Origin of the sequence: Mesorhizobium sp. B2-4-18 (assembly GCF_006441385.1) — a bacterium.
GTDB classification, from domain to species: domain Bacteria; phylum Pseudomonadota; class Alphaproteobacteria; order Rhizobiales; family Rhizobiaceae; genus Mesorhizobium; species Mesorhizobium australicum.
This window is the reverse complement of record NZ_VFUW01000006.1, coordinates 42,176-64,452: the sequence shown is the minus strand read 5'-3', so window position 1 is coordinate 64,452 and position 22,277 is coordinate 42,176. Positions and strand designations below refer to the sequence as shown.

Here is a 22,277-nt window from a genome sequence, read left to right as displayed (position 1 = left end):
ATGAGGACATGAGGCTCCGCCGGGTTTGGACGACTGCGCGTCTCTTAGCAGATCGGCCATGACGGGCAAGCGTCGGCCGTGCCGGCTATCCAAACGAATCGCGTCACGGCAAGCACGGCAAGGAAGGACACCGCGCCCATGACACGCCCATGATCAGATCGGCGCGTCGAAGGTGACGATCGACACTTCGCCTTCGAGCGCGCCCTGGTAGGCCGACAGATGCGGCTCGTCGTCGGGCACCCCGTCCATATCGCCGATCTGGTCCAGCTCGGCTTCGGCATAGCCTTCCGCCGCCAGCGATTCGAGTGCGCGTCGCACCGCCGAATCGTCATCAGGAGCGACCAGCATGACATGCACGCCTTCCACCTTGCCGCCTTTGCGCTTCCACACCCGGCCGGTGATGATGGTGACCGGGCGTTCTTCATTGTCGTTCACGGCTGATTCCTCCTGGCAAGCGCGGGCGAGGGGATGTTGATGCTCAGGCCGCCTTTTCGCATGAAGCATGGGCGCGCAAAAGCCAAAAGCCGGTCACTTTCTTCCTCGGCATTGCAAAATCGCGAAAGAAAATTACATGCGGTTTTCGCATGGCTGCCAAGTCCCGGCTTCGATGCAATATTTGCCACTGCGGGCTTGACGGTTCGCGGGCTTACGAGTAGAAGCCGCCCAGTCAGAACCGATGTGAGGCTCTCCCTTCCGAAGCGACACGCTTTGGAGTTTGCCTCAAACAGGGTTCGTTTTACGAGCGAAAAGACATTTCCGGCGTGCACGAAGCGGTTTCCGCTTCCTCTGCGATTTGTTCGGGCAAGACCGCGAGGCGCGGTTTGTGGCCCGAATTTGCGTATGGAAATGACGCTTTGAGCGAGCCTTGACCGGCACGAGACACGGAATTGAGAGACAAGAGGGTTTAATGCCTACCGTCAACCAGCTGATCCGCAAGCCGCGCATTGCGCCGGTGAAGCGCAACAAGGTCCCGGCCATGCAGCAGAACCCGCAGAAGCGGGGCGTCTGCACGCGCGTCTATACAACGACGCCGAAGAAGCCGAACTCGGCGCTGCGCAAGGTGGCCAAGATCCGCCTGACCAATGGTTTTGAAGTGATCGGTTACATCCCCGGCGAAGGTCACAACCTTCAGGAGCACTCCGTGGTTATGATCCGCGGCGGCCGCGTCAAGGATCTTCCGGGCGTGCGCTACCACATCATCCGCGGCGTGCTCGACACGCAGGGTGTGAAGAATCGCAAGCAGCGCCGTTCGAAGTACGGCGCCAAGCGTCCGAAGTAAGGCGTCCGAAGTAAGATTTTCGGCCTTGGTGCTGCTTGAATGCGCCGGGCTACGAGATTGAGAGACAAAAGCCATGTCGCGTCGTCACAGTGCAGAAAAGCGTGAGATCAACCCGGATCCCAAGTTCGGCGATCTGATCGTCACCAAGTTCATGAATGCCGTCATGTATGACGGCAAGAAGTCGGTTGCCGAGACCATCGTCTACGGCGCGCTGGACCAGGTCCAGTCGAAGACCAAGCAGGAGCCGGTCACCGTCTTCCATCAGGCGCTCGACAATGTCGCGCCGCATGTGGAAGTGCGTTCGCGTCGCGTCGGCGGCGCCACCTACCAGGTTCCGGTCGACGTGCGCCCCGAGCGCCGCCAGGCGCTGGCGATCCGTTGGCTGATCGCCGCGGCCCGCAACCGCAACGAGACCACCATGGTCGACCGCCTCTCCGGCGAGCTGATGGACGCGGCCAACAACCGCGGCACCGCCGTGAAGAAGCGTGAAGACACCCACAAGATGGCAGAAGCCAACCGCGCTTTCGCGCACTACCGCTGGTAAAGCGCGAACGAGACTGAGAGGCAGCTACGATGGCCCGCGAATACAAAATCGAAGACTACCGCAATTTCGGTATCATGGCGCATATTGACGCCGGCAAGACGACGACCACCGAGCGCGTCCTCTATTACACGGGCAAGTCGCACAAGATCGGCGAAGTGCACGACGGCGCTGCCACCATGGATTGGATGGAGCAGGAGCAGGAGCGCGGCATCACCATCACGTCCGCCGCGACCACGACCTTCTGGAAGGCTCGTGACGGCAAGATGCACCGCTTCAACATCATCGACACCCCCGGACACGTCGACTTCACCATCGAAGTCGAGCGTTCGCTGCGCGTGCTCGACGGCGCCATCGCGCTGCTCGATGCCAATGCCGGTGTCGAGCCGCAGACGGAAACCGTCTGGCGCCAGGCGGACAAGTACCGCGTTCCGCGCATGATCTTCTGCAACAAGATGGACAAGATCGGCGCCGACTTCTACCGCTCGGTCGAAATGATCGGTTCGCGCCTCGGTGCGCATGCCGTCGTCATGCAGCTGCCGATCGGCGCCGAGACCGAATTCAAGGGCGTCGTCGACCTGGTCGAGATGAATGCACTGGTCTGGCGCGACGAGACGCTGGGCGCTGCCTGGGACGTCGTCGAGATCCCGGCCGACCTTCAGGCTCGTGCGGAAGAATATCGCGAGAAGATGATCGAAGCCGCCGTCGAAATGGACGAGACGGCGCTTGAGAATTACCTCGAAGGCAAGATGCCGTCGAATGACGAGATCCGCGCGCTGATCCGCAAGGGCACCATCGCGGTGAAGTTCTACCCGATGTTCTGCGGCTCGGCCTTCAAGAACAAGGGCGTGCAGCCGCTGCTCGACGCCGTCGTCGAATACCTGCCGTCGCCGGCCGATGTTCCGGCCATCAAGGGTGTCGATGCCAAGACCGATGCCGAGATCGAGCGTCACGCCGACGACAACGAGCCGCTTTCGATGCTCGCCTTCAAGATCATGAACGACCCGTTCGTCGGTTCGTTGACCTTTGCCCGCATCTACTCGGGCAAGCTCACCAAGGGCATCTCGGTCGACAACACCGTGAAGGGCAAGAAGGAGCGCATTGGCCGCATGCTTCAGATGCATGCGAACTCGCGCGCCGACGTCGAAGAGGCTTTTGCCGGCGACATCGTCGCCCTGGCCGGCCTCAAGGACACCACCACCGGCGATACGCTGAGCGATCCGCTGCACCCGGTCATCCTCGAGCGCATGGAATTCCCCGATCCGGTCATCCAGATCGCCATCGAGCCGAAGACCAAGAACGACCAGGAAAAGATGGGCTTGGCCCTTCATCGCCTGGCCGCCGAGGACCCCTCCTTCCGCGTCAAGACCGACGAGGAATCAGGCCAGACCATCATTTCCGGCATGGGCGAGCTTCACCTCGACATCATCGTCGACCGCATGCGCCGCGAGTTCAAGGTTGAAGCCAACGTCGGTGCGCCGCAGGTGGCTTACCGTGAAACGATCACTCGCAAGCACGAGCAGGACTACACGCACAAGAAGCAGACCGGCGGTACCGGTCAGTTCGCCCGCGTCAAGATCCTGTTCGAGCCGAACCCGGAAAGCCCCGAGTTCGAATTCGATACCAAGATCGTCGGCGGTGCTGTTCCGAAGGAATACATCCCGGGTGTCGAAAAGGGCATCAACAGCGTCATGTCGTCGGGTCCGTTCGCGGGCTTCCCGATGATCGGTGTCAAGGCGACGCTCATCGACGGCGCATACCACGACGTCGACTCCTCGGTGCTCGCCTTCGAAATCGCCGGCCGTGCCTGCTTCCGTGAAGCCGCGCCCAAGCTCGGCGTGCAGCTGCTCGAGCCGATCATGAAGGTCGAGGTCGTCACGCCGGAAGATTACGTCGGCAGCGTCATCGGTGACCTGAATGGCCGTCGCGGCCAGATCCAGGGCCAGGAAGCACGTGGCGTCGCGGTGGTTATCAACGCGATGGTGCCACTCGCCAACATGTTCAAGTATGTCGACAACCTGCGCTCGATGAGCCAGGGCCGCGCGGCCTACACGATGCAGTTCGATCACTACGAGCCTGTGCCGACCGCGGTCGCCCAGGAAGTCCAGAAGAAATACGCGTAACCCGACGGGTTGCAGCAGTAACTTAAATCAAGGCCCGCACGGGCGAGCAGGATTGGAGACATCACATGGCAAAAGGTAAATTCGAGCGCACCAAGCCTCATGTGAACATCGGCACGATTGGTCACGTCGACCATGGCAAGACGTCGCTGACGGCGGCGATCACCAAGTATTTTGGCGAATACAAGCGCTACGACCAGATCGACGCGGCGCCTGAAGAGAAGGCGCGCGGCATCACGATCTCGACGGCTCACGTCGAATACGAGACCGCCAACCGCCACTATGCCCACGTCGACTGCCCCGGCCACGCCGACTATGTGAAGAACATGATCACCGGTGCCGCGCAGATGGACGGCGCGATCCTGGTCGTGTCGGCCGCCGACGGCCCGATGCCGCAGACCCGCGAGCATATCCTGCTTGCCCGTCAGGTCGGCGTGCCGTCGATCGTTGTGTTCCTGAACAAGGTCGACCAGGTCGACGATGCCGAGCTGCTCGAACTGGTCGAGCTCGAGGTTCGCGAACTGCTGTCGAAGAACGAATTCCCCGGCGACGACATTCCGATCGTCAAGGGTTCGGCGCTGGCCGCTCTGGAAGATTCGGACAAGAAGATCGGCGAGGACGCGATCCGCGAGCTGATGGCTGCGGTCGACGCCTACATCCCGACGCCGGTTCGTCCACTGGACAAGCCGTTCCTGATGCCGATCGAGGACGTGTTCTCGATCTCGGGCCGCGGCACGGTCGTCACCGGCCGCGTCGAGCGCGGCGTGGTCAAGGTCGGCGAGGAACTGGAGATCATCGGCATCCGTCCGACGACCAAGACGACCTGCACGGGCGTCGAAATGTTCCGCAAGCTGCTCGACCAGGGCCAGGCTGGCGACAACATCGGCGCGCTGTTGCGCGGCGTTGATCGTGAGGGTGTCGAGCGCGGCCAGGTTCTGGCCAAGCCGGGCACGGTGAAGCCGCACAAGAAGTTCGTGGCCGAAGCCTACATCCTGACCAAGGACGAAGGTGGCCGTCATACGCCGTTCTTCACCAACTACCGTCCGCAGTTCTACTTCCGCACGACCGACGTGACCGGCATCGTGTCGCTGCCGGAAGGCACCGAGATGGTGATGCCCGGCGACAACATCACGGTCGATGTCGAGCTGATCGTGCCGATCGCCATGGAAGAGAAGCTGCGCTTCGCCATCCGTGAAGGCGGCCGCACCGTCGGTGCCGGCATCGTCGTCACCATCAAAGAGTAATTTGGACTTAAACCGATCTGTCGCGGGCGCCGGAGTTGCCCGCGCCGCGCCAGAACAAGGAAGTGACGCATGAACGGACAGAATATCCGCATCCGCCTGAAGGCGTTTGATCACCGCGTGCTCGACGCCTCGACGAAGGAAATCGTGTCGACGGCCAAGCGCACCGGGGCAAACGTCCGCGGCCCCATTCCGCTGCCGACGCGGATCGAAAAGTTCACGGTCAACCGGTCGCCCCACGTCGACAAGAAGAGCCGCGAGCAGTTCGAGATGCGCACGCACAAGCGTCTGCTCGACATCGTCGATCCGACCCCGCAGACGGTCGATGCTTTGATGAAGCTCGATCTGGCCGCCGGCGTCGACGTCGAGATCAAGCTCTAAGGGAATGAGAGCGCGGTAAGGGGCGGTGCCCCTGGCCCGGAACTCTAAAGGAATTGAACCGATGCGTTCAGGTGTGATTGCAAAGAAGGTGGGAATGACCCGCATCTATAATGATGCCGGGGAACATGTTCCCGTCACCGTTCTCCAGATGGAGAACTGCCAGGTCGTGGCACAACGCACGCAGGAGAAGAATGGCTACACCGCCGTTCAGCTCGGCGTTGGCCTCGCCAAGGTGAAGAACACGTCGAAGGCGATGCGCGGCCATTTCGCGACCGCCTCCGTCGAGCCGAAGGCGAAGGTCGCCGAGTTCCGCGTCTCTGCCGACAACATGATCGACGTCGGCGCCGAGATCACCGTCGACCATTTTGTCGCCGGCCAGAAGGTCGATGTGACGGGCACGACGATCGGCAAGGGTTTCCAGGGCGTCATCAAGCGCCACCACATGGGTGGTGGCCGCGCGACCCACGGTAACTCGGTCTCGCACCGTACACACGGCTCGACCGGTCAGCGCCAGGACCCGGGCAAGGTGTTCAAGGGCAAGCATATGGCTGGTCACATGGGCGACACCCGCGTAACGACACAGAATGTCGAGGTCGTTTCGACCGATGCCGACCGCGGCCTGATCCTGATCCGCGGTGCGGTTCCCGGATCGAAGGGCGCCTGGATCCTGGTCCGCGACGCGGCCAAGGTGGCACTGCCGGCCAATGCGCCGAAGCCCGCCGCGATCCGCGCCGTTGCGGCAGCTGCTAAGAACGAGGCTCCGGCCACAGAGGGAGCGGAATAATGGATCTCAAGATCACAACGCTCGGCGGCAAAGACGCCGGCAAGGTGGAACTTTCCGACGGAATTTTCGGCCTTGATCCGCGCGAGGACATCCTGCAGCGCGTCGTGCGCTGGCAGCTTGCCAAGAAGCAGCAGGGCACGCACAAGGCCAAGGGCCGCGCCGAAATCGCGCGCACCGGTGCTAAGATGTACAAGCAGAAGGGTACGGGCCGCGCCCGTCACCACTCCGCACGCGCTCCGCAGTTCCGCGGCGGCGGCAAGGCCCACGGCCCGGTCGTTCGCAGCCATGAGCATGAACTGCCCAAGAAGGTTCGTGCGCTCGGCCTCAAGCATGCCCTTTCGGCCAAGGCCAAGAGCGCGTCGATCATCATCATCGACGAGCTGAAGCTGACCGAGGCCAAGACCAAGGCGCTGATCGCGAATTTCGCGACGCTGGGCCTGACCAACGCCCTGGTGATTGGCGGCGCCGAGCTTGACAAGAACTTCAAGCTGGCAGCCACCAACATCCCCAACATCGACGTGCTGCCCATCCAGGGCATCAACGTCTACGACATTCTGCGCCGCGGCACGCTGGTCCTTTCGAAGGCCGCCGTCGAGGCTCTCGAGGAGCGCTTTAAATGACCGACCTTCGTCACTACGACGTGATCGTCTCGCCGGCGATCACTGAAAAGTCGACCATGGCCTCCGAGCAGAACCAGGTCGTCTTCAACGTCGCCAAGAAGGCGTCGAAGCCCGAAATCAAGGCCGCCGTCGAAGCGCTGTTCGGCGTCAAGGTGATGGCCGTGAACACGCTTGTCCGCAAGGGCAAGATCAAGCGCTTCCGCGGCACGATCGGCCGCCAGAGCGACGTCAAGAAGGCGATCGTGACGCTGGCCGACGGCCAGTCGATCGACGTCGCGACGGGTCTCTGAGCAAGGCCGCGAGGACAACAACAATGGCACTGAAAAAATTCAACCCGGTAACGCCGAGCACCCGCCAGCTGGTCATCGTCGACCGCTCGGGCCTCTACAAGGGCAAGCCCGTCAAGGGCCTGACCGAGGGTCTGACCAAGTCGGGCGGCCGCAACAACCACGGCCGTATCACCGCCCGCTTCATTGGTGGTGGCCACAAGCGTTCGTACCGCATCATCGACTTCAAGCGTCGCAAGTTCGACGTTGTCGGCACGGTCGAGCGCATTGAATACGATCCGAACCGCACCGCCTTCATCGCACTGATCAAGTATGATGATGGTGAGCTGTCCTACATCATCGCTCCGCAGCGCCTGGCTCCCGGCGACAAGATCGTGGCTGGCGAAGCGGTCGACGTTAAGCCGGGCAATGCGATGCCGCTGGCCTCGATGCCGGTCGGCACCATCGTCCACAACATCGAGCTGAAGCCGGGCAAGGGCGCCCAGGTCGCCCGGTCGGCAGGTGGTTACGGCCAGTTGGTCGGCCGTGACCAGGGCATGGCGATCCTGCGCCTCAACTCGGGCGAGCAGCGTGTCGTTCACGGCTCCTGCATGGCCACCGTCGGTGCCGTGTCCAATCCGGACCACGGCAACATCAACGACGGCAAGGCCGGCCGCACGGTTTGGCGTGGCAAGCGTCCGCACAATCGCGGCGTGACCATGAACCCGGTCGACCACCCGCATGGCGGTGGTGAAGGCCGCACCTCCGGTGGCCGTCATCCGGTCAGCCCGTGGGGCAAGCCGACCAAGGGCAAGAAGACGCGGTCCAACAAGGCGACCGACAAGTTCATCCTGCGCTCGCGCCATCAGCGCAAGAGCTAAGAAGAGGTAACGCCAAGTGACTCGTTCTATTTGGAAAGGCCCCTTCATCGACGGCTACCTTCTCAAGAAGGTAGACAAGGTTCGTGAAGGCGGTCGCAATGAGGTGATCAAGATGTGGAGCCGTCGCTCCACCATCCTGCCGCAGTTCGTCGGCCTCACCTTCGGTGTCTACAACGGCCAGAAGCATGTTCCCGTTTCGGTGAACGAGGACATGGTCGGTCACAAGTTCGGTGAATTCGCTCCGACCCGGACCTATTACGGTCACGGCGCGGATAAGAAGGCGAAGAGGAAATAATCATGGGCAAGGCCAAAGCTCCGCGCAGGCTTGCTGACAACGAAGCGCGCGCCGTGTTGCGCACGATCCGTATCAGCCCGCAGAAGCTGAACCTGGTTGCCGCGCTGATCCGCGGCAAGAAGGTCGCGACAGCGCTTTCCGATCTCGAATTCTCGGCCAAGCGGATTTCCGGCACGGTCAAGAAGACGCTGGAATCGGCAATCGCCAACGCGGAAAACAACCACGACCTCGATGTCGATGCGCTGGTGGTGGCGGAAGCCTATGTCGGCAAGTCGATCGTCATGAAGCGGTTCCACGCTCGTGGCCGTGGTCGCGCCAGCCGTATCGAGAAGCCGTTCTCGCACCTCACGATCGTCGTTCGTGAAGTCGAAGAAAAAGGGGAGGCCGCATAATGGGCCAGAAAGTCAATCCGATCGGTCTTCGCCTCGGCATCAACCGCACCTGGGATTCGCGCTGGTTCGCGAACACCGGCGAGTACGGCAAGCTGCTGCATGAGGACATCAAGATCCGCAAGTATCTTGAGAAGGAACTCAAGCAGGCCGCGATCTCGAAGGTCGTGATCGAGCGTCCGCACAAGAAGTGCCGCGTCACCATCCATGCCGCGCGCCCGGGTCTGATCATCGGCAAGAAGGGCGCCGACATCGAGAAGCTTCGCAAGAAGCTGATGGAGATGACGAAGTCCGAGACGCACCTCAACATCGTTGAAGTGCGCAAGCCGGAAATCGACGCGACCCTGGTCGCCCAGTCGATTGCCCAGCAGCTCGAGCGCCGTATCGCGTTCCGCCGCGCCATGAAGCGTGCCGTGCAGTCGGCCATGCGCCTCGGTGCCGAAGGCATCCGCATCAACTGCGCCGGCCGTCTTGGCGGCGCCGAGATCGCGCGCATGGAATGGTACCGTGAAGGTCGCGTGCCGCTGCATACGCTGCGCGCCGATGTCGACTACGGCACGGCCGAGGCGAACACGGCGTATGGCATCTGCGGCGTCAAGGTCTGGGTATTCAAGGGCGAGATCCTCGAGCACGATCCGATGGCTTCGGAACGCCGCGCGACCGAGGGTGATGCCGCGCATGGCGGTGGTGGTGATCGCGAACGCGGTCGTCGTCGCGAAAACGCCTGAGACATTTAGGAATTTGGAGTTAGAACGATGCTGCAGCCAAAGCGCACAAAGTTCCGCAAGCAGTTCAAGGGCCGTATCCATGGTACCGCAAAGGGCGGCACCAACCTGGATTTCGGTGGTTTCGGGCTGAAGGCGCTTGAGCCGAACCGCGTCACCGCGCGTGAGATCGAGGCGGCCCGCCGCGCGATCACTCGCGAAATGAAGCGTGCCGGCCGCGTCTGGATCCGCATTTTCCCGGACGTGCCGGTCACTTCGAAGCCGACCGAAGTCCGCATGGGCAAGGGCAAGGGCGCGGTCGATTACTGGGCGGCGCGCGTCAAGCCGGGCCGCATCATGTTCGAGATCGACGGCGTCAATGAAGAAACCGCCCGTGAGGCGCTGCGTCTCGGCGCGGCCAAGCTCTCGGTCAGGACGCGCTTCGTACAGCGCATCGCAGAATAAGGACGGGCTGATCATGAAAGCCGAAGACATCCGGACCAAGACCCAGGACCAGCTGACCGACGACCTGGCCAGCCTGAAGAAGGAGCAGTTCAACCTGCGCTTCCAGAAGGCCACCGGCCAGCTCGAGAAGACCGCGCGCGTGAGGCAGGTCCGCAAGGACATTGCGCGTATCAAGACCATCGCTGCGGAAAAGTCCGCGGCCAAGAAGGCTTAAGGACGAAAACCATGCCAAAGCGCATTCTGCAGGGCACCGTCGTCAGCGACAAGAACGAGAAGACGGTTGTCGTCAAGGTCGAACGGCGCTTCACGCATCCCGTGATGAAGAAGACCGTGCGCATGACCAAGAAGTACAAGGCGCACGACGAGAACAACGCCCACAAGGTCGGCGATCAGGTGTTCATCCAGGAATCGAAGCCGATTTCCAAGGATAAGCGCTGGATCGTCGTATCCTCGGATCAGGCGTAAACAAACGAATTTTGGACAGACCGGGGAGGGGCTTCGAGCCCATCCCGTTAGAAAAGAAGAAGGCGGCCAGTCATGATTCAGATGCAAACAAACCTCGACGTGGCGGATAATTCCGGCGCGCGTCGTGTCATGTGCATCAAGGTGCTGGGCGGCTCGAAGCGGAAATACGCTTCCGTGGGCGACATCATCGTGGTGTCGATCAAGGAAGCCATTCCGCGCGGCCGCGTTAAGAAGGGCGATGTGATGAAGGCGGTCGTGGTTCGCACGGCCAAGGACATCCGCCGCCCGGACGGCAGCGTGATCCGTTTCGACAAGAACGCGGCCGTTCTCGTCGACAACAAGAAAGAGCCGATCGGCACGCGTATCTTCGGACCGGTTCCGCGCGAACTTCGCGCCAAGAACCACATGAAGATCATCTCGCTCGCGCCTGAAGTGCTGTAAGGAGCCGGACCAATGCAAAAGATTAGAAAAGGCGACAAGGTCGTCGTGCTGGCCGGCAAGGACAAGGGCCGTTCGGGCGAAGTCCTCTCGGTTCAGCCGAAGGATGACACCGCGCTGGTGCGCGGCGTCAACATGATCCGTCGTCACCAGAAGCAGTCCCAGTCCCAAGAGGGCGGGATCATCACCAAGGAAGCGCCGATCCAGCTGTCGAACATCGCGCTGGCCGACCCGAAGGATGGCAAGCCGACCCGCGTCGGTTTCGTCTTCCAGAAGGACGGCAAGAAGGTGCGCGTCGCCAAGCGCTCGGGAGAAGTCATCAATGGCTAAGGCTCAAACCAAGCAGGCGACTGCCAACAACACGCCGCGTCTCAAGCAGGTCTACAACGAGACCATCCGCAAGGCGCTGCAGGAGCAGTTCGGCTACGACAACGAGATGCAGGTTCCGCGCCTCGACAAGATCGTGCTGAACATGGGTGTGGGCGAAGCGACCGCCGATTCGAAGAAGCCTTCGGTCGCGGCCGAGGACCTGGCGATGATCGCCGGCCAGAAGGCCGTCGTCACCCGCGCCCGCAATTCGATCGCGGGCTTCAAGGTTCGCGAGAAGATGCCGATCGGCGCCAAGGTCACGCTGCGCAAGGAACGCATGTACGAGTTCCTCGACCGCCTCGTGAACATCGCGCTGCCGCGCGTCCGCGACTTCCGCGGACTGAACCCCAAGAGCTTCGATGGCCGTGGCAACTACGCCATGGGCATCAAGGAGCACATCGTGTTCCCGGAGATCAACTACGACAAGGTTGATCAGATCTGGGGCATGGACGTCATCGTTTGTACGACTGCGAAGACGGACGACGAAGCCAGGGCTTTGCTCAAGGCTTTCAACTTCCCCTTCCGCCAGTAACGGCAGCGAGAAAAGGAAAAATCTGAAATGGCAAAGACCAGCTCAGTCGAGAAGAACAACAGGCGCCGCAAGCTTGCCGACCAGTACGGTCCCAAGCGCGCTGCGCTCAAGGCGATCATCATGGATCAATCCAAGCCGATGGAAGAGCGCTTCCGCGCTCAGCTCAAGCTTGCCGCCATGCCGCGCAACTCGGCCAAAATCCGCATCCGCAACCGCTGCGAAGTCACCGGCCGCCCGCGTGCCTACTATCGCAAGCTCAAAGTATCGCGCATCGCGCTTCGGGACCTCGGCAATAACGGCCAGATCCCGGGCCTGGTCAAGTCGAGCTGGTAAGGAGGACATAACATGTCATTGAGCGATCCTCTCGGCGATATGCTGACCCGCATCCGCAACGCCTATGGCCGCAAGAAGTCGAGTGTCTCGACGCCGGCCTCGCGTCTGCGCACCCGCGTCCTCGACGTGCTGAAGGCTGAAGGCTATATCCGCGATTACAGCCAGACCGATTTCGACAACGGCAAGTCCGAGATCGAAATCGAGCTGAAGTATTTCGACGGTGCCCCGGTCGTGCGCGAAATCGCCCGCGTTTCGAAGCCCGGCCGCCGCGTTTACGTCTCGGCCAAGTCGATTCCGCACGTTGCCAACGGCCTCGGCATTGCCATCCTTTCGACACCGAAGGGCGTGATGGCCGACCATGAAGCACGCGAACAGAACGTCGGCGGCGAGATCCTCTGCCAGATCTTCTGATCCGGCAGCTTACCGCACGTGGAATTCGGTCTTCGGATCGTTCCCGAAGACAGAGACCTGAAACAAGAGAAGTGACGAGGACAACCTAATGTCTCGTATTGGAAAGAAACCCGTTTCGCTGCCGCAGGGCGTGACCGCGACCGTCAATGGCCAGACCGTGACGGCGAAGGGCCCCAAGGGCGAGCTGAAGTTCGTGGTGAACGACGAAGTCCTGGTCAAGATGGAAGGCAGCGAAATCGCTGTCCAGCCGCGCGATCAGACCAAGACCGCCCGCTCCAAGTGGGGCATGTCGCGCACGCAGATCGTCAACATCCTGCAGGGCGTGAAGGACGGTTTCGAGAAGAAGCTCGAGATCACCGGCGTCGGCTATCGCGCCGCCTTGCAGGGCAAGAACCTGCAACTGGCCCTTGGCTTCAGCCATGATGTCGTCTACGAGACGCCGGCCGGCATCACGATCACCGTGCCGAAGCCGACCGAAATCACCGTGGCCGGCATCGATAAGCAGCAGGTCGGCCAGGTCGCGGCGGAGATCCGCGAATACCGCGGTCCCGAGCCCTACAAGGGCAAGGGCGTCCGCTACGCTGGCGAGAAGATCGTCCGCAAGGAAGGCAAGAAGAAGTAATCGGCTTGGCCCTGAAAAGTTGCAGACTTTTCGCACAGGGACCAAGCCACGGAAGTTAACGCCGCGGGGAGCGGTCGCGGGAGGCGCTTCGCCTACCGCATATGGCGGCCCCCGTTTTTTGAAGGCAAGGGACTATCATGGCTATCAAGGAATCCATCCAGCGCCGCGCGCAGCGCGTGCGCCGTCAGATCAAGAAAGTCGCCGGCGAGCGTCCGCGTCTGTCGGTTCATCGCACGTCGAAGAACATCTACGTTCAGGTCATCGACGACGCCAAAGGCCACACCATTGCCGCCGCCTCGACGCTCGAGAAGGACCTCAAGGGGTCGCTCAAGACCGGCGCTGACACTGCTGCCGCCGCTGCGATCGGCAAGCTGATCGCCGAGCGCGCCACTAAGGCTGGCGTCAAGGAAGTCGTCTTCGATCGCGGCGCCTACATCTATCACGGCCGCGTCAAGGCGCTGGCTGAAGCGGCCCGCGAAGGCGGTCTCAGCTTCTAAGCATGACCCCGAAAAGTTGCAGACTTTTCGGATAAGATCATGCAAGGGAAGAAATGATTTTCACCGTCGGCGACCCAAAGCGGCGCCGGCAATCAGCAACCCGTGCTTCCGGAAAAGAACAAGGAACAGGATATGGCACAGGAACGTAGGGATGGCGGCCGCGGCCGCGATCGTGAAGAACGCGATGACGGCATGGTGGACAAGCTTGTCCACATCAACCGGGTCGCCAAGGTCGTCAAGGGCGGCCGTCGCTTTGGTTTTGCCGCGCTCGTCGTCGTCGGCGACCAGAAGGGCCGCGTTGGCTTTGGTCACGGCAAGGCGCGCGAAGTGCCGGAAGCTATCCGCAAGGCAACTGAATCCGCAAAGCGCGACATGATCTTCGTGCCGTTGCGCTCGGGCCGCACGCTGCACCATGACGTCGAGGGACGTTGGGGCGCTGGCCGCGTTCTGCTGCGCGCTGCCAAGCAGGGTACTGGCATCATCGCCGGCGGCCCGATGCGCGCCGTCTTCGAGACGCTCGGCATGCACGACGTGGTTGCCAAGTCGATGGGTTCGTCGAACCCGTACAACATGGTTCGCGCCACCTTCGACGCGCTGAAGAGCCAGATGCATCCCAAGGATGTGGCTGCCGCGCGTGGCATCAAGTATTCGACCCTTCAGGCCCGCCGCGGCACCGCCGTTGCGGCTGAAGAATAGTCGATCTGACCAGGGATTTTGACCATGGCCAAGAAAGCAACCAAGACCATCACCGTTGAGCAGATCGGTTCGCCGATCCGCCGCCCGAAGGAACAGCGCGCAACGCTGGTCGGCCTCGGCCTCAACAAGATGCACAAGCAGCGCACGCTGGAAGATACGCCTTCCGTGCGCGGCATGATCGCTGCCGTCCAGCATCTCGTCCGCGTCGTGGACGAGGGCTGAGCAAGAGCGCAGGAGAACCCAGATGAAACTCAATGATCTGCGTGACAAGGACGGCGCGACGCACTCCAAGAAGCGTCTCGGCCGCGGCATCGGCTCCGGCTCGGGCAAGACCGCCGGTCGCGGCGTCAAGGGCCAGAAGGCGCGCTCCGGCGTCGCAGTCAACGGCTTCGAGGGTGGCCAGATGCCGCTCTACAGGCGTCTGCCGAAGCGTGGCTTCAACAACATCTTCGCCAAGAGCTTCACCGTCGTGTCGCTGGCCCGTATCCAGGAAGCCGTCGATGCCAAGAAGCTTGACGTCAAGGCGACCGTGACGGCCGAGGCGCTTGTCGCCGCCGGCGTCATCCGTCGCGTCAAGGATGGCGTGCGCGTGCTGTCCGATGGCGAACTCAAAGCCAAGCTCGCCTTCGACGTCGCCGGCGCCTCCAAGGCCGCGATCGAGAAGATCGAAAAGGCCGGCGGTTCGGTCAAGCTGCCGGAAAAGGCAGCCGCCGAGTAACGGCAATTTGAAGAGCGGTCGGCAAGAGTGGTATCCGTTTTTGCTTCCGATCGCGCTTTGACCTGCTCAATTTAGCGGCCGCGTCGACGCGGCCGCTTGCATGTTTACAGCCCGGAGCTTATCTCGTGAGCTTCGGTGAAACGCACCGCCTGACCTCACGGGCCATCAAGCGTTACCAAGCGGAGAATCAGGCATGGCTTCGGCTGCTGAACAACTAGCCTCGAATCTGAATTTCTCGGCCTTCGCCAAGGCGGAGGACCTTAAGAAACGCATCTGGTTCACCATCGGCGCGTTGCTCGTCTATCGTCTCGGCACCTACATCCCGCTTCCCGGCATCAATCCCGACGCTTTCGCCCAGGCCTTCTCCTCGCAGAGCAAGGGCGTGCTCGGCATGTTCAACATGTTCGCCGGCGGTGCCGTGCAGCGCATGGCGATCTTTGCACTCGGCATCATGCCCTACATCTCCGCTTCCATCATCATGCAGCTGATGACCTCGGTCATTCCCTCGCTGGAAGCGCTGAAGAAGGAAGGCGAGCAGGGCCGCAAGGTCATCAACCAGTACACGCGCTACGGCACCGTGCTCCTGGCGCTGGTGCAGGCCTATGGCATTTCGGTGGGACTGGAGAACGGCAACGGCATCGTCAGCGATCCCGGCATGTTCTTCCGCATCTCCACCGTCGTCACGCTGGTCGGCGGCACCATGTTCCTGATGTGGCTGGGCGAGCAGATCACCGCGCGCGGCATCGGCAACGGCATTTCGCTGATCATCTTCTCCGGCATCGTCGCCGGCTTGCCGCATGCCATTTCCGGCACACTGGAACTCGGCCGTACCGGCGCCCTGTCGACCGGCCTGATCCTGGCGATCATCGTGCTGGCCATCGTCGTCATAGCGCTTATCGTGTTCTTCGAGCGCGCCCAGCGCCGCCTGCTGATCCAGTATCCGAAGCGCCAGGTCGGCAATCGCATGTTCCAGGGCGATACCTCGCATCTGCCGCTTAAGCTCAACACCTCGGGCGTCATCCCGCCGATCTTCGCGTCGTCGCTGCTTCTGCTGCCGGCCACCGTCGCCGGCTTCTCGCAGACGACCAACATGCCGGCCTGGGCCAGCACGATCCTGGCCTCGCTTGGCCACGGCCAGCCGCTCTACATGGCATTCTATGCGGCGATGATCGTGTTCTTCGCCTTCTTCTACACAGCGATCGTGTTCAACCCGAAGGACACCGCCGACCAGCTCAAGAAGCATTCGGGCTTCATCCCTGGCTATCGTCCGGGCGAGCGCACCGCCGATTACATCGACTACGTTCTCACCCGCATCACCGTCGTCGGCGCCATCTATCTGGTGCTGGTGTGCCTGTTGCCGGAGTTCCTGATCTCGGCGACTGGCGTACCATTCTACCTCGGTGGCACATCGCTTCTGATCGTGGTCAGTGTAACGCTCGATACGGTTGCGCAGATTCAGGGTCACCTGATCGCGCACCAGTATGAAGGCCTGATCAAGAAGTCGAAGCTGCGCGGGGGGAAGAAAGCCAGATGAGGTTGATTTTGCTTGGGCCGCCAGGAGCGGGCAAGGGGACACAAGCACAAAGACTGGTAGAAAAACACGGCATACCCCAGCTCTCGACGGGTGATATGCTGCGCGCCGCCGTTCAGGCCGGTACCGAGGTCGGCAAGCGTGCCAAGGCGGTGATGGATGCCGGCGAGCTGGTGTCCGACGCCATCGTCAACGCCATCGTCGCCGAGCGTATCGATCAGGCTGACTGCGCCAAGGGTTTTATCCTCGACGGCTATCCGCGCACGCTGGTGCAGGCGGATGCGGTTGAATCGATGCTTTCAGCGCGTGGCATTGATCTCGACACCGTCATCGAACTGGTTGTCGACGACAGGGCCCTGGTTGGTCGAATCGTCAAGCGCGCCGATGATGCAAAGGCCGCCGGCCAGCCGGTGCGCAAGGACGACAATCCCGCCGTGTTCGAAGAGCGGCTGCGGGAGTACTACAAAAAGACCGCTCCGCTGACCGGCTACTATTACGCCAAAGGCAAGCTCAAGACTGTGGACGGCATGGCCAGTATCGACGCGGTAACCGCCGAGATTGAAGCCGTTCTCGCGGCGGCCGAGAAGGCGCGGTAAGGGAATTTAAAGATTAAGCTTGACGGAGACGACTTGCTGCGGTATGGCGGCCCGTCTTCCTATCAGATGCGCGCTTTGCCTGTCCGCAAGGGCAGGGCAGTCGCTTTGAACTGGAAACTCCCGCAAGGGCCGGCCTCCACCGGACGCGGGGCAATCTGAATAATGCCGGCTTGTCCGGCCCACATGGAGAAGAGAAGATATGGCTCGTATAGCCGGCGTCAACATTCCGACCAACAAGCGCGTCGTCATCGCGCTTCAGTACATTCACGGCATTGGCAAGAAGTTCGCCCAGGAGATCGTCGACAAGGTCGGCATCCCGGCCGAGCGCCGCGTCAACCAGTTGACCGATGCGGAAGTGCTGCAGATCCGCGAGACCATCGACCGCGACTATCAGGTCGAAGGCGACCTGCGCCGCGAAGTGTCGATGAACATCAAGCGGCTCATGGACCTTGGCTGCTACCGCGGCCTGCGTCACCGCCGCTCGCTACCGGTTCGCGGCCAGCGCACGCACACCAATGCACGTACCCGCAAGGGCCCGGCCAAGTCGATCGCCGGCAAGAAGAAGTAATAAGAGTGAGTGGTTGGTAGTGGGTGGTGAGGACGTCATCGCTACTCATTAATTCACTATTCACTTTTCCAGGTGGAGCCGCTGGCATTACGGCGGTGTAGAGATCAACTGAAAGGACTATCATGGCCAAGGAAGCCGCTCGTGTTCGCCGTCGCGAACGCAAGAACATTTCGTCGGGCGTTGCCCACGTCAATTCGACCTTCAACAACACGATGATCACCATCACCGACGCGCAGGGCAATTCGATTGCCTGGTCGTCGGCCGGTGCCCAGGGCTTCAAGGGTTCGCGCAAGTCGACCCCGTTCGCCGCCCAGATGGCTGCCGAGGACGTTGCCAAGAAGGCCCAGGAACACGGCATGCGCATGCTCGAAGTCGAGGTCTGCGGACCGGGCTCCGGTCGTGAATCGGCGCTGCGCGCCCTGCAGGCGGCCGGCTTCACCATCACCTCGATCCGTGATGTGACGCCAATCCCGCACAATGGCTGCCGCCCGCGCAAGAAGCGCCGCGTCTAAGCAATTTATCGAACGCCGCGTGAGCGCCCAAGGGCGTTCCTCCACGGTATTCCAGGTCGCCCGCCACGATTGGATGGTGGCGGGTCAACGGAAGGAAAGCATCATGATCCAGAAAAATTGGCAGGAACTGATCAAGCCGAACAAGATCGAGTTCTCGTCGAAGAAGAAGACGCTGACCACGCTGGTCGCCGAGCCGCTCGAGCGTGGCTTTGGCCTGACGCTTGGCAACGCGCTGCGCCGCGTGCTTCTGTCTTCGCTGCGCGGGGCGGCCGTCACCGCCGTGCAGATCGACGGTGTTCTGCATGAATTCTCGTCCATCGCCGGCGTGCGCGAGGACGTGACCGACATCGTCCTGAACATCAAGGAAATCGCAATCCGCATGGAAGGCGATGGCCCCAAGCGCATGGTCGTTCGCAAGCAGGGCCCGGGTGCGGTTCTTGCCGGCGACATCCAGACGGTTGGCGACGTCGAGATCCTCAACCCCGACCACGTCATCTGCACGCTGGACGAAGGCGCGGAAATCCGCATGGAATTCACCGTCGACACCGGCAAGGGCTACGTGCCTGCCGAGCGCAACCGCGCCGAGGACGCGCCGATCGGCCTGATCCCGGTCGACAGCCTCTATTCGCCGGTGAAGAAGGTCTCCTACAAGGTCGAGAACACCCGCGAGGGCCAGGTTCTCGACTATGACAAGCTGACCATGACCATCGAGACCGACGGTTCGATCTCGGGCGAGGACGCGGTGGCTTTCGCCGCCCGCATCCTGCAGGACCAGCTTGGCCTGTTCGTCAACTTCGACGAGCCGCAGAAGGAAGTCGCCGCCGAAGCCGTCACCGAGCTCGCCTTCAACCCGGCGCTGCTCAAGAAAGTCGACGAACTCGAGCTTTCGGTGCGTTCGGCCAACTGCCTGAAGAACGACAACATCGTCTATATCGGCGATCTCATCCAGAAGACCGAAGCCGAGATGCTGCGCACCCCGAACTTCGGCCGCAAGTCGCTGAACGAGATCAAGGAAGTGCTGGCGGCGATGGGCCTGCACCTCGGCATGGAAGTGCCGGACTGGCCGCCGGAAAACATCGAAGACCTCGCCAAGCGTTACGAAGACCAATATTGAGCATGAATTCCAAGGATTGGCGGCGTGAGCCGCTCGATCCGACGGTCATGCGGAAAACCCTCGGAGGCCGTGGCCTCTTGAACAACTGAAGAAGGAAAAGAGCCATGCGCCACGGTTTCAAAGGCCGCCGCTTCGCCCGCAGCATAAGCCACCGCAAGTCGATGTTCGCCAACCTGGCGGTGTCGCTGCTCGAGCACGAGCAGATCGTCACCACCTTGCCGAAGGCGAAGGACCTGCGTCCGATCGTCGAGAAGCTGGTGACGCTCGGCAAGCGCGGCGACCTGCACGCGCGCCGCCAGGTGATCGCGCAGATCGGCAATGAGGGCGTCGTCAAGCGCCTGTTCGACACCATCGCCCCGCGCTATGCCACCCGCAACGGCGGCTATCTGCGCATCATGAAGGCCGGCTTCCGTCACGGCGACAATGCCGCGATGGCGGTCATCGAGTTCGTCGATCGCGACACCTCGGCCAAGGGCGCCGGCGACCGCGCCCGCATCGAAGCCGAAGCCACCGACGCGGATGCCGCGGCCGCATAAGGCTCGGTCTTTCCGAATTGAATTGAAGGGGCCTGCGGGCCCCTTTTTGCGTCTGCCGATGTTTTACCGTCCGCTGGCAAGCGCCAGATACTGGCTTCCACTCAACAGCTTCCAATTGAATGCGCCCGGTACCTCTTCAGTCTTCGGGCTGGGGTAAGAATAGATACTGTCGAGGACGGCCCGAGAATCGATCTCCCTCATCGATTGCGACGTGGAGGACGCGCCCAAATACGCTTCGGTGTCCTGATCGCCGATGAAGTCAGTAGCCACATGAAAATGAATCTGAATCAGTCCGGCGCAGATATTCATCCCGATGTCATGGCCAGACGTAGCGTAGAAAACTTTAGCCTGATCTGGAAGCCAAAGGCCGGCCCCCAGGAACTCTGATGGCTTTGTCTTTCCGCTGAGCCCATCTAGAGCAAGCGCAAAGCAATCGGTGACAGTCTCCGACTGGCCTTTGAGATAACCGGCCTCTTCGATTTGAAACCAGTTCATCTGGTGCGGTGGCTCGATATCAAAGGAAATTTCGAGCTTTCCGAACGTCCAATAGTCCGGGTCAGCATGCTCAGGCGTGCCGAGCACCTCGACAATCTCGGCCATTGTCATGTCGGGGCGGATCGGCCCCAAGCTGCCGGTCTTCAAAAAGTCACGGAATGACAGGAGTTGTTTTTTCATGTGAGCTGACGAGGTTTTCGGCTTCAGGTTCAGCTTTAGCTGCTTTTACTGCTTAAAAAATCGGATTTCAGCGGCTTAGCCTTTCATTTTGCACATTCGTCGGGACAATGCGCCCGAACTCGCTTGGAGGATTCGCAATGCGCGCCAAAAGACTGTCCCTTGTTCTGCTCTGCGCCTTCATTGTGTTCGCAGCCGCACCGGCAGTTCGGCAGGCGCAGGCCGAAGACGTCGCCAAGCCCGCCGATCCAGGCCTCTCCGATGTGTTGACGGACTTGCTGCATGGCGTCGAAGGCGAGAATGCCACTTCAGGTCCGGACAAGCGCGTACCTTTCGGCCGCGAGGAGGTCCAGCTTTCATTCGCGCCGCTGGTCAAGCAAACGGCACCCGCGGTGGTCAACGTCTATGCCTCGCAGACCGCCAAGGTGACATCGCCTTTCGAAGGCGATCCGTTCTTCGAGGAATTCTTCGGCCGTGCCCAGCCGCGTGCGCAGTCTTCGCTCGGCTCGGGCGTGCTCGTCGATCCGAGCGGTGTCATCGTCACCAATTTCCACGTCATCAAGGATGCCGACGAGGTCAAGGTAGCGACCGCCGACGGCCGCGAATTCACCAGCAAGGTGATGCTGAAGGACGAAACGCTCGATCTTGCCGTGCTCAAGATCGAGTCCGACAAGCCGTTCCCGGTCATCGCCATCGGGGATTCCGACGCGCTCGAGGTCGGCGACCTGGTGCTGGCCATCGGCAACCCGTTCGGTGTTGGCCAGACCACCACCAGCGGCATCGTTTCCGCGCTTGCCCGCAGCCATATCGGCGTTTCGGATTCGGGTTATTTCATCCAGACAGACGCCGCCATCAACCCCGGCAATTCCGGCGGCGCGCTGATCAACATGGGCGGCCAGCTGGTCGGCATCAACACCGCCATCTACAGCCGCAGCGGCGGCTCGATCGGCATCGGGTTCGCCATCCCCGCCAATATGGTGCGGGCTTTCGCCGATGCCGCCAAGGCCGGTCTCGATTTCTTCGAGCGGCCCTATATCGGCGCCGAATTCGAAGCGGTGACGCCGCAGATCGCCGAATCGCTGGGCATGGAAAAGCCGACCGGGGCGCTGGTCTCCTCGGTCGACGCGACGGGTCCCGCCGGCAAGGCAGGGCTGAAGCCGGGCGATGTCGTGCTGCAGATCAATGGCAAGCCGGTCGAGAGCATTGAGGCGCTCGACTACCGCATGGCGACGCTGTCGATCGGTACCAAGGCGAATTTCGCGATCCTGACCAAGGGCCAGCAAGCGGCGATGGACATTGCGCTGGAGCGCGCGCCGGAGGGGGCAAAAGCCTCGGAAGTGACGCTGCATGGCCGCAGCCCGTTCTCGGGCGCGAAGGTCTCGGAACTGTCGCCGCGGCTTGCCCAGAAGCTTGGCTTGCGTACCGACCTCAAGGGTGTGACGGTGATCGATATCAATCGCGATTCGCCGGCCGCCGATTTCGGCTTTCAGCCAGGCGACATCGTGCGCGAGGTCAACGGCACCACCATCGACACCGCCGCAGTGCTGGCGCAGGTAGCCCAGCAGGATACGCGCTGGTGGCGCTTTACCGTCGAGCGCGGCGGGCAGATACTGCGCCAGGTTTTGCGTTACTGAGTTCGACCCTGAAGGGATCGCGCTCCAAACTTGGAGCAGGTCGGCGTTTCACCAAAACGCCGACCTG

At 61.7% G+C, this 22,277-nt stretch carries 34 protein-coding genes; 32 read left to right on the top strand and 2 right to left on the bottom strand.

Translation table 11 applies throughout. The annotated features are described in order from the left end of the window. Positions 1-153: 153 nt before the first annotated feature. Positions 154-435, bottom strand: a complete 282-nt coding sequence (locus FJ527_RS15955) for a hypothetical protein (protein WP_015317988.1) — start codon at positions 433-435, stop codon at positions 154-156. Positions 436-907: 472 nt separating this feature from the next. Here FJ527_RS15955 and rpsL point away from each other — a divergent pair, with 472 nt between their 5' ends. The 31 genes from rpsL (at position 908) to rplQ (ending at position 19,904) form a co-directional block, all read left to right on the top strand. Continuing rightward, a complete protein-coding gene (rpsL, locus tag FJ527_RS15950; RefSeq protein WP_006333356.1) occupies positions 908-1,279 on the top strand; it encodes a 30S ribosomal protein S12 in 372 nt (123 codons plus the stop codon). A gap of 73 nt (positions 1,280-1,352) precedes the next feature. Then, positions 1,353-1,823, top strand: a complete 471-nt coding sequence (gene rpsG / locus FJ527_RS15945) for a 30S ribosomal protein S7 (protein WP_008875664.1) — start codon at positions 1,353-1,355, stop codon at positions 1,821-1,823. 29 nt (positions 1,824-1,852) lie between these two features. Continuing rightward, positions 1,853-3,943, top strand: a complete 2,091-nt coding sequence (fusA, locus tag FJ527_RS15940; RefSeq protein WP_015317987.1) for an elongation factor G — start codon at positions 1,853-1,855, stop codon at positions 3,941-3,943. Between the two features lie 65 nt (positions 3,944-4,008). Further along, positions 4,009-5,184, top strand: a complete 1,176-nt coding sequence (gene tuf, locus FJ527_RS15935; protein WP_015317986.1) for an elongation factor Tu — start codon at positions 4,009-4,011, stop codon at positions 5,182-5,184. 69 nt (positions 5,185-5,253) lie between these two features. Beyond that, positions 5,254-5,562, top strand: a complete 309-nt coding sequence (gene rpsJ, locus FJ527_RS15930) for a 30S ribosomal protein S10 (RefSeq protein ID WP_010909272.1) — start codon at positions 5,254-5,256, stop codon at positions 5,560-5,562. 61 nt (positions 5,563-5,623) lie between these two features. Continuing rightward, complete coding sequence (gene rplC, locus FJ527_RS15925) at positions 5,624-6,346, top strand: 50S ribosomal protein L3 (protein ID WP_015317985.1); 723 nt, start codon at positions 5,624-5,626, stop codon at positions 6,344-6,346. Continuing rightward, complete coding sequence (rplD, locus tag FJ527_RS15920) at positions 6,346-6,966, top strand: 50S ribosomal protein L4 (protein WP_015317984.1); 621 nt, start codon at positions 6,346-6,348, stop codon at positions 6,964-6,966. Before rplC ends, rplD begins: the two co-directional genes overlap by 1 nt. Continuing rightward, positions 6,963-7,256 carry a 50S ribosomal protein L23 gene (locus FJ527_RS15915; protein ID WP_010909275.1) on the top strand — a complete coding sequence of 98 codons (294 nt, stop codon included), beginning with the start codon at positions 6,963-6,965 and terminating at the stop codon, positions 7,254-7,256. Before rplD ends, FJ527_RS15915 begins: the two co-directional genes overlap by 4 nt. A 23-nt stretch (positions 7,257-7,279) precedes the next feature. Continuing rightward, positions 7,280-8,113 carry a 50S ribosomal protein L2 gene (rplB, locus tag FJ527_RS15910; protein ID WP_015317983.1) on the top strand — a complete coding sequence of 278 codons (834 nt, stop codon included), beginning with the start codon at positions 7,280-7,282 and terminating at the stop codon, positions 8,111-8,113. Between the two features lie 16 nt (positions 8,114-8,129). Beyond that, a complete protein-coding gene (rpsS, locus tag FJ527_RS15905; RefSeq protein ID WP_015317982.1) occupies positions 8,130-8,408 on the top strand; it encodes a 30S ribosomal protein S19 in 279 nt (92 codons plus the stop codon). 2 nt (positions 8,409-8,410) lie between these two features. Then, positions 8,411-8,800, top strand: a complete 390-nt coding sequence (gene rplV / locus FJ527_RS15900; protein ID WP_010909277.1) for a 50S ribosomal protein L22 — start codon at positions 8,411-8,413, stop codon at positions 8,798-8,800. Next, the gene (rpsC, locus tag FJ527_RS15895) at positions 8,800-9,525 is read left to right on the top strand and encodes a 30S ribosomal protein S3 (RefSeq protein WP_013895697.1); all 726 of its coding nucleotides are present in this window, start codon (positions 8,800-8,802) and stop codon (positions 9,523-9,525) included. Before rplV ends, rpsC begins: the two co-directional genes overlap by 1 nt. A 27-nt stretch (positions 9,526-9,552) precedes the next feature. Next, positions 9,553-9,966, top strand: coding sequence for a 50S ribosomal protein L16 (gene rplP, locus FJ527_RS15890; protein ID WP_006205460.1), 414 nt, complete (start codon positions 9,553-9,555; stop codon positions 9,964-9,966). 13 nt (positions 9,967-9,979) lie between these two features. Further along, positions 9,980-10,180: a 50S ribosomal protein L29 gene (rpmC, locus tag FJ527_RS15885; RefSeq protein WP_006205459.1), complete on the top strand. Its 201-nt coding sequence runs from the start codon at positions 9,980-9,982 to the stop codon at positions 10,178-10,180. Positions 10,181-10,191: 11 nt separating this feature from the next. Next, the gene (rpsQ, locus tag FJ527_RS15880; RefSeq protein ID WP_010909280.1) at positions 10,192-10,431 is read left to right on the top strand and encodes a 30S ribosomal protein S17; all 240 of its coding nucleotides are present in this window, start codon (positions 10,192-10,194) and stop codon (positions 10,429-10,431) included. Positions 10,432-10,503: 72 nt separating this feature from the next. Beyond that, the gene (gene rplN / locus FJ527_RS15875) at positions 10,504-10,872 is read left to right on the top strand and encodes a 50S ribosomal protein L14 (protein ID WP_006205457.1); all 369 of its coding nucleotides are present in this window, start codon (positions 10,504-10,506) and stop codon (positions 10,870-10,872) included. A 12-nt stretch (positions 10,873-10,884) separates the two neighbouring features. Continuing rightward, the gene (gene rplX, locus FJ527_RS15870; RefSeq protein ID WP_015317981.1) at positions 10,885-11,199 is read left to right on the top strand and encodes a 50S ribosomal protein L24; all 315 of its coding nucleotides are present in this window, start codon (positions 10,885-10,887) and stop codon (positions 11,197-11,199) included. Then, on the top strand, positions 11,192-11,770 hold the full coding sequence (gene rplE / locus FJ527_RS15865; protein WP_023773630.1) for a 50S ribosomal protein L5: 579 nt from the start codon (positions 11,192-11,194) through the stop codon (positions 11,768-11,770). Before rplX ends, rplE begins: the two co-directional genes overlap by 8 nt. A gap of 27 nt (positions 11,771-11,797) precedes the next feature. Further along, the gene (gene rpsN, locus FJ527_RS15860) at positions 11,798-12,103 is read left to right on the top strand and encodes a 30S ribosomal protein S14 (RefSeq protein WP_013895695.1); all 306 of its coding nucleotides are present in this window, start codon (positions 11,798-11,800) and stop codon (positions 12,101-12,103) included. A 12-nt stretch (positions 12,104-12,115) separates the two neighbouring features. Then, positions 12,116-12,514, top strand: a complete 399-nt coding sequence (gene rpsH, locus FJ527_RS15855; protein ID WP_006205453.1) for a 30S ribosomal protein S8 — start codon at positions 12,116-12,118, stop codon at positions 12,512-12,514. 88 nt (positions 12,515-12,602) lie between these two features. Further along, positions 12,603-13,136, top strand: a complete 534-nt coding sequence (rplF, locus tag FJ527_RS15850; protein WP_013895694.1) for a 50S ribosomal protein L6 — start codon at positions 12,603-12,605, stop codon at positions 13,134-13,136. A gap of 137 nt (positions 13,137-13,273) precedes the next feature. Further along, entirely contained in the window at positions 13,274-13,633 is a 360-nt protein-coding gene (gene rplR / locus FJ527_RS15845; RefSeq protein ID WP_015317978.1) for a 50S ribosomal protein L18, read from the top strand. Between the two features lie 132 nt (positions 13,634-13,765). Continuing rightward, complete coding sequence (gene rpsE, locus FJ527_RS15840; RefSeq protein ID WP_006333394.1) at positions 13,766-14,329, top strand: 30S ribosomal protein S5; 564 nt, start codon at positions 13,766-13,768, stop codon at positions 14,327-14,329. Positions 14,330-14,353: 24 nt separating this feature from the next. Beyond that, complete coding sequence (gene rpmD / locus FJ527_RS15835; RefSeq protein ID WP_006205449.1) at positions 14,354-14,551, top strand: 50S ribosomal protein L30; 198 nt, start codon at positions 14,354-14,356, stop codon at positions 14,549-14,551. Between the two features lie 22 nt (positions 14,552-14,573). Continuing rightward, entirely contained in the window at positions 14,574-15,047 is a 474-nt protein-coding gene (gene rplO / locus FJ527_RS15830; RefSeq protein WP_015317977.1) for a 50S ribosomal protein L15, read from the top strand. A gap of 193 nt (positions 15,048-15,240) precedes the next feature. Next, a complete protein-coding gene (gene secY / locus FJ527_RS15825; RefSeq protein ID WP_015317976.1) occupies positions 15,241-16,581 on the top strand; it encodes a preprotein translocase subunit SecY in 1,341 nt (446 codons plus the stop codon). After that, the gene (locus tag FJ527_RS15820) at positions 16,578-17,174 is read left to right on the top strand and encodes an adenylate kinase (protein WP_140619537.1); all 597 of its coding nucleotides are present in this window, start codon (positions 16,578-16,580) and stop codon (positions 17,172-17,174) included. Before secY ends, FJ527_RS15820 begins: the two co-directional genes overlap by 4 nt. A 199-nt stretch (positions 17,175-17,373) precedes the next feature. Continuing rightward, a complete protein-coding gene (rpsM, locus tag FJ527_RS15815) occupies positions 17,374-17,742 on the top strand; it encodes a 30S ribosomal protein S13 (protein WP_006205445.1) in 369 nt (122 codons plus the stop codon). Between the two features lie 122 nt (positions 17,743-17,864). Beyond that, entirely contained in the window at positions 17,865-18,254 is a 390-nt protein-coding gene (gene rpsK / locus FJ527_RS15810; RefSeq protein WP_006205444.1) for a 30S ribosomal protein S11, read from the top strand. Positions 18,255-18,357: 103 nt separating this feature from the next. Next, positions 18,358-19,368: a DNA-directed RNA polymerase subunit alpha gene (locus tag FJ527_RS15805; protein WP_006205443.1), complete on the top strand. Its 1,011-nt coding sequence runs from the start codon at positions 18,358-18,360 to the stop codon at positions 19,366-19,368. A 104-nt stretch (positions 19,369-19,472) separates the two neighbouring features. After that, positions 19,473-19,904: a 50S ribosomal protein L17 gene (gene rplQ / locus FJ527_RS15800; protein WP_015317974.1), complete on the top strand. Its 432-nt coding sequence runs from the start codon at positions 19,473-19,475 to the stop codon at positions 19,902-19,904. Positions 19,905-19,967: 63 nt separating this feature from the next. Here rplQ and FJ527_RS15795 read toward each other — a convergent pair whose 3' ends face one another. Continuing rightward, entirely contained in the window at positions 19,968-20,579 is a 612-nt protein-coding gene (locus FJ527_RS15795) for a hypothetical protein (protein ID WP_140619538.1), read from the bottom strand. A gap of 137 nt (positions 20,580-20,716) precedes the next feature. Here FJ527_RS15795 and FJ527_RS15790 point away from each other — a divergent pair, with 137 nt between their 5' ends. After that, positions 20,717-22,210, top strand: a complete 1,494-nt coding sequence (locus FJ527_RS15790) for a DegQ family serine endoprotease (protein WP_140619541.1) — start codon at positions 20,717-20,719, stop codon at positions 22,208-22,210. The last annotated feature ends 67 nt before the right edge of the window (positions 22,211-22,277 follow it).

Excerpts from the sequence above, each read along its gene's own strand:
- tuf (WP_015317986.1), top strand. The coding sequence starts at position 4,009 with ATGGCAAAAGGTAAATTCGAGCGCACCAAGCCTCATGTGAACATCGGC.
- rplP (WP_006205460.1), top strand. The coding sequence starts at position 9,553 with ATGCTGCAGCCAAAGCGCACAAAGTTCCGCAAGCAGTTCAAGGGCCGT.
- rplX (WP_015317981.1), top strand. The coding sequence starts at position 10,885 with ATGCAAAAGATTAGAAAAGGCGACAAGGTCGTCGTGCTGGCCGGCAAG.
- rplV (WP_010909277.1), top strand. The coding sequence starts at position 8,411 with ATGGGCAAGGCCAAAGCTCCGCGCAGGCTTGCTGACAACGAAGCGCGC.
- rplB (WP_015317983.1), top strand. The coding sequence starts at position 7,280 with ATGGCACTGAAAAAATTCAACCCGGTAACGCCGAGCACCCGCCAGCTG.
- rpsM (WP_006205445.1), top strand. The coding sequence starts at position 17,374 with ATGGCTCGTATAGCCGGCGTCAACATTCCGACCAACAAGCGCGTCGTC.
- fusA (WP_015317987.1), top strand. The coding sequence starts at position 1,853 with ATGGCCCGCGAATACAAAATCGAAGACTACCGCAATTTCGGTATCATG.
- rpmD (WP_006205449.1), top strand. The coding sequence starts at position 14,354 with ATGGCCAAGAAAGCAACCAAGACCATCACCGTTGAGCAGATCGGTTCG.
- rplC (WP_015317985.1), top strand. The coding sequence starts at position 5,624 with ATGCGTTCAGGTGTGATTGCAAAGAAGGTGGGAATGACCCGCATCTAT.
- rpsG (WP_008875664.1), top strand. The coding sequence starts at position 1,353 with ATGTCGCGTCGTCACAGTGCAGAAAAGCGTGAGATCAACCCGGATCCC.
- secY (WP_015317976.1), top strand. The coding sequence starts at position 15,241 with ATGGCTTCGGCTGCTGAACAACTAGCCTCGAATCTGAATTTCTCGGCC.
- rpsK (WP_006205444.1), top strand. The coding sequence starts at position 17,865 with ATGGCCAAGGAAGCCGCTCGTGTTCGCCGTCGCGAACGCAAGAACATT.
- FJ527_RS15795 (WP_140619538.1), bottom strand. The coding sequence starts at position 20,579 with ATGAAAAAACAACTCCTGTCATTCCGTGACTTTTTGAAGACCGGCAGC.
- rpsQ (WP_010909280.1), top strand. The coding sequence starts at position 10,192 with ATGCCAAAGCGCATTCTGCAGGGCACCGTCGTCAGCGACAAGAACGAG.
- rpmC (WP_006205459.1), top strand. The coding sequence starts at position 9,980 with ATGAAAGCCGAAGACATCCGGACCAAGACCCAGGACCAGCTGACCGAC.
- rpsH (WP_006205453.1), top strand. The coding sequence starts at position 12,116 with ATGTCATTGAGCGATCCTCTCGGCGATATGCTGACCCGCATCCGCAAC.
- rpsE (WP_006333394.1), top strand. The coding sequence starts at position 13,766 with ATGGCACAGGAACGTAGGGATGGCGGCCGCGGCCGCGATCGTGAAGAA.
- FJ527_RS15820 (WP_140619537.1), top strand. The coding sequence starts at position 16,578 with ATGAGGTTGATTTTGCTTGGGCCGCCAGGAGCGGGCAAGGGGACACAA.
- rplD (WP_015317984.1), top strand. The coding sequence starts at position 6,346 with ATGGATCTCAAGATCACAACGCTCGGCGGCAAAGACGCCGGCAAGGTG.
- FJ527_RS15790 (WP_140619541.1), top strand. The coding sequence starts at position 20,717 with ATGCGCGCCAAAAGACTGTCCCTTGTTCTGCTCTGCGCCTTCATTGTG.
- rpsC (WP_013895697.1), top strand. The coding sequence starts at position 8,800 with ATGGGCCAGAAAGTCAATCCGATCGGTCTTCGCCTCGGCATCAACCGC.
- rplQ (WP_015317974.1), top strand. The coding sequence starts at position 19,473 with ATGCGCCACGGTTTCAAAGGCCGCCGCTTCGCCCGCAGCATAAGCCAC.
- rplR (WP_015317978.1), top strand. The coding sequence starts at position 13,274 with ATGGCTATCAAGGAATCCATCCAGCGCCGCGCGCAGCGCGTGCGCCGT.
- rplO (WP_015317977.1), top strand. The coding sequence starts at position 14,574 with ATGAAACTCAATGATCTGCGTGACAAGGACGGCGCGACGCACTCCAAG.
- rplE (WP_023773630.1), top strand. The coding sequence starts at position 11,192 with ATGGCTAAGGCTCAAACCAAGCAGGCGACTGCCAACAACACGCCGCGT.
- FJ527_RS15915 (WP_010909275.1), top strand. The coding sequence starts at position 6,963 with ATGACCGACCTTCGTCACTACGACGTGATCGTCTCGCCGGCGATCACT.
- rpsJ (WP_010909272.1), top strand. The coding sequence starts at position 5,254 with ATGAACGGACAGAATATCCGCATCCGCCTGAAGGCGTTTGATCACCGC.
- rplN (WP_006205457.1), top strand. The coding sequence starts at position 10,504 with ATGATTCAGATGCAAACAAACCTCGACGTGGCGGATAATTCCGGCGCG.
- FJ527_RS15805 (WP_006205443.1), top strand. The coding sequence starts at position 18,358 with ATGATCCAGAAAAATTGGCAGGAACTGATCAAGCCGAACAAGATCGAG.
- rplF (WP_013895694.1), top strand. The coding sequence starts at position 12,603 with ATGTCTCGTATTGGAAAGAAACCCGTTTCGCTGCCGCAGGGCGTGACC.
- rpsN (WP_013895695.1), top strand. The coding sequence starts at position 11,798 with ATGGCAAAGACCAGCTCAGTCGAGAAGAACAACAGGCGCCGCAAGCTT.
- rpsL (WP_006333356.1), top strand. The coding sequence starts at position 908 with ATGCCTACCGTCAACCAGCTGATCCGCAAGCCGCGCATTGCGCCGGTG.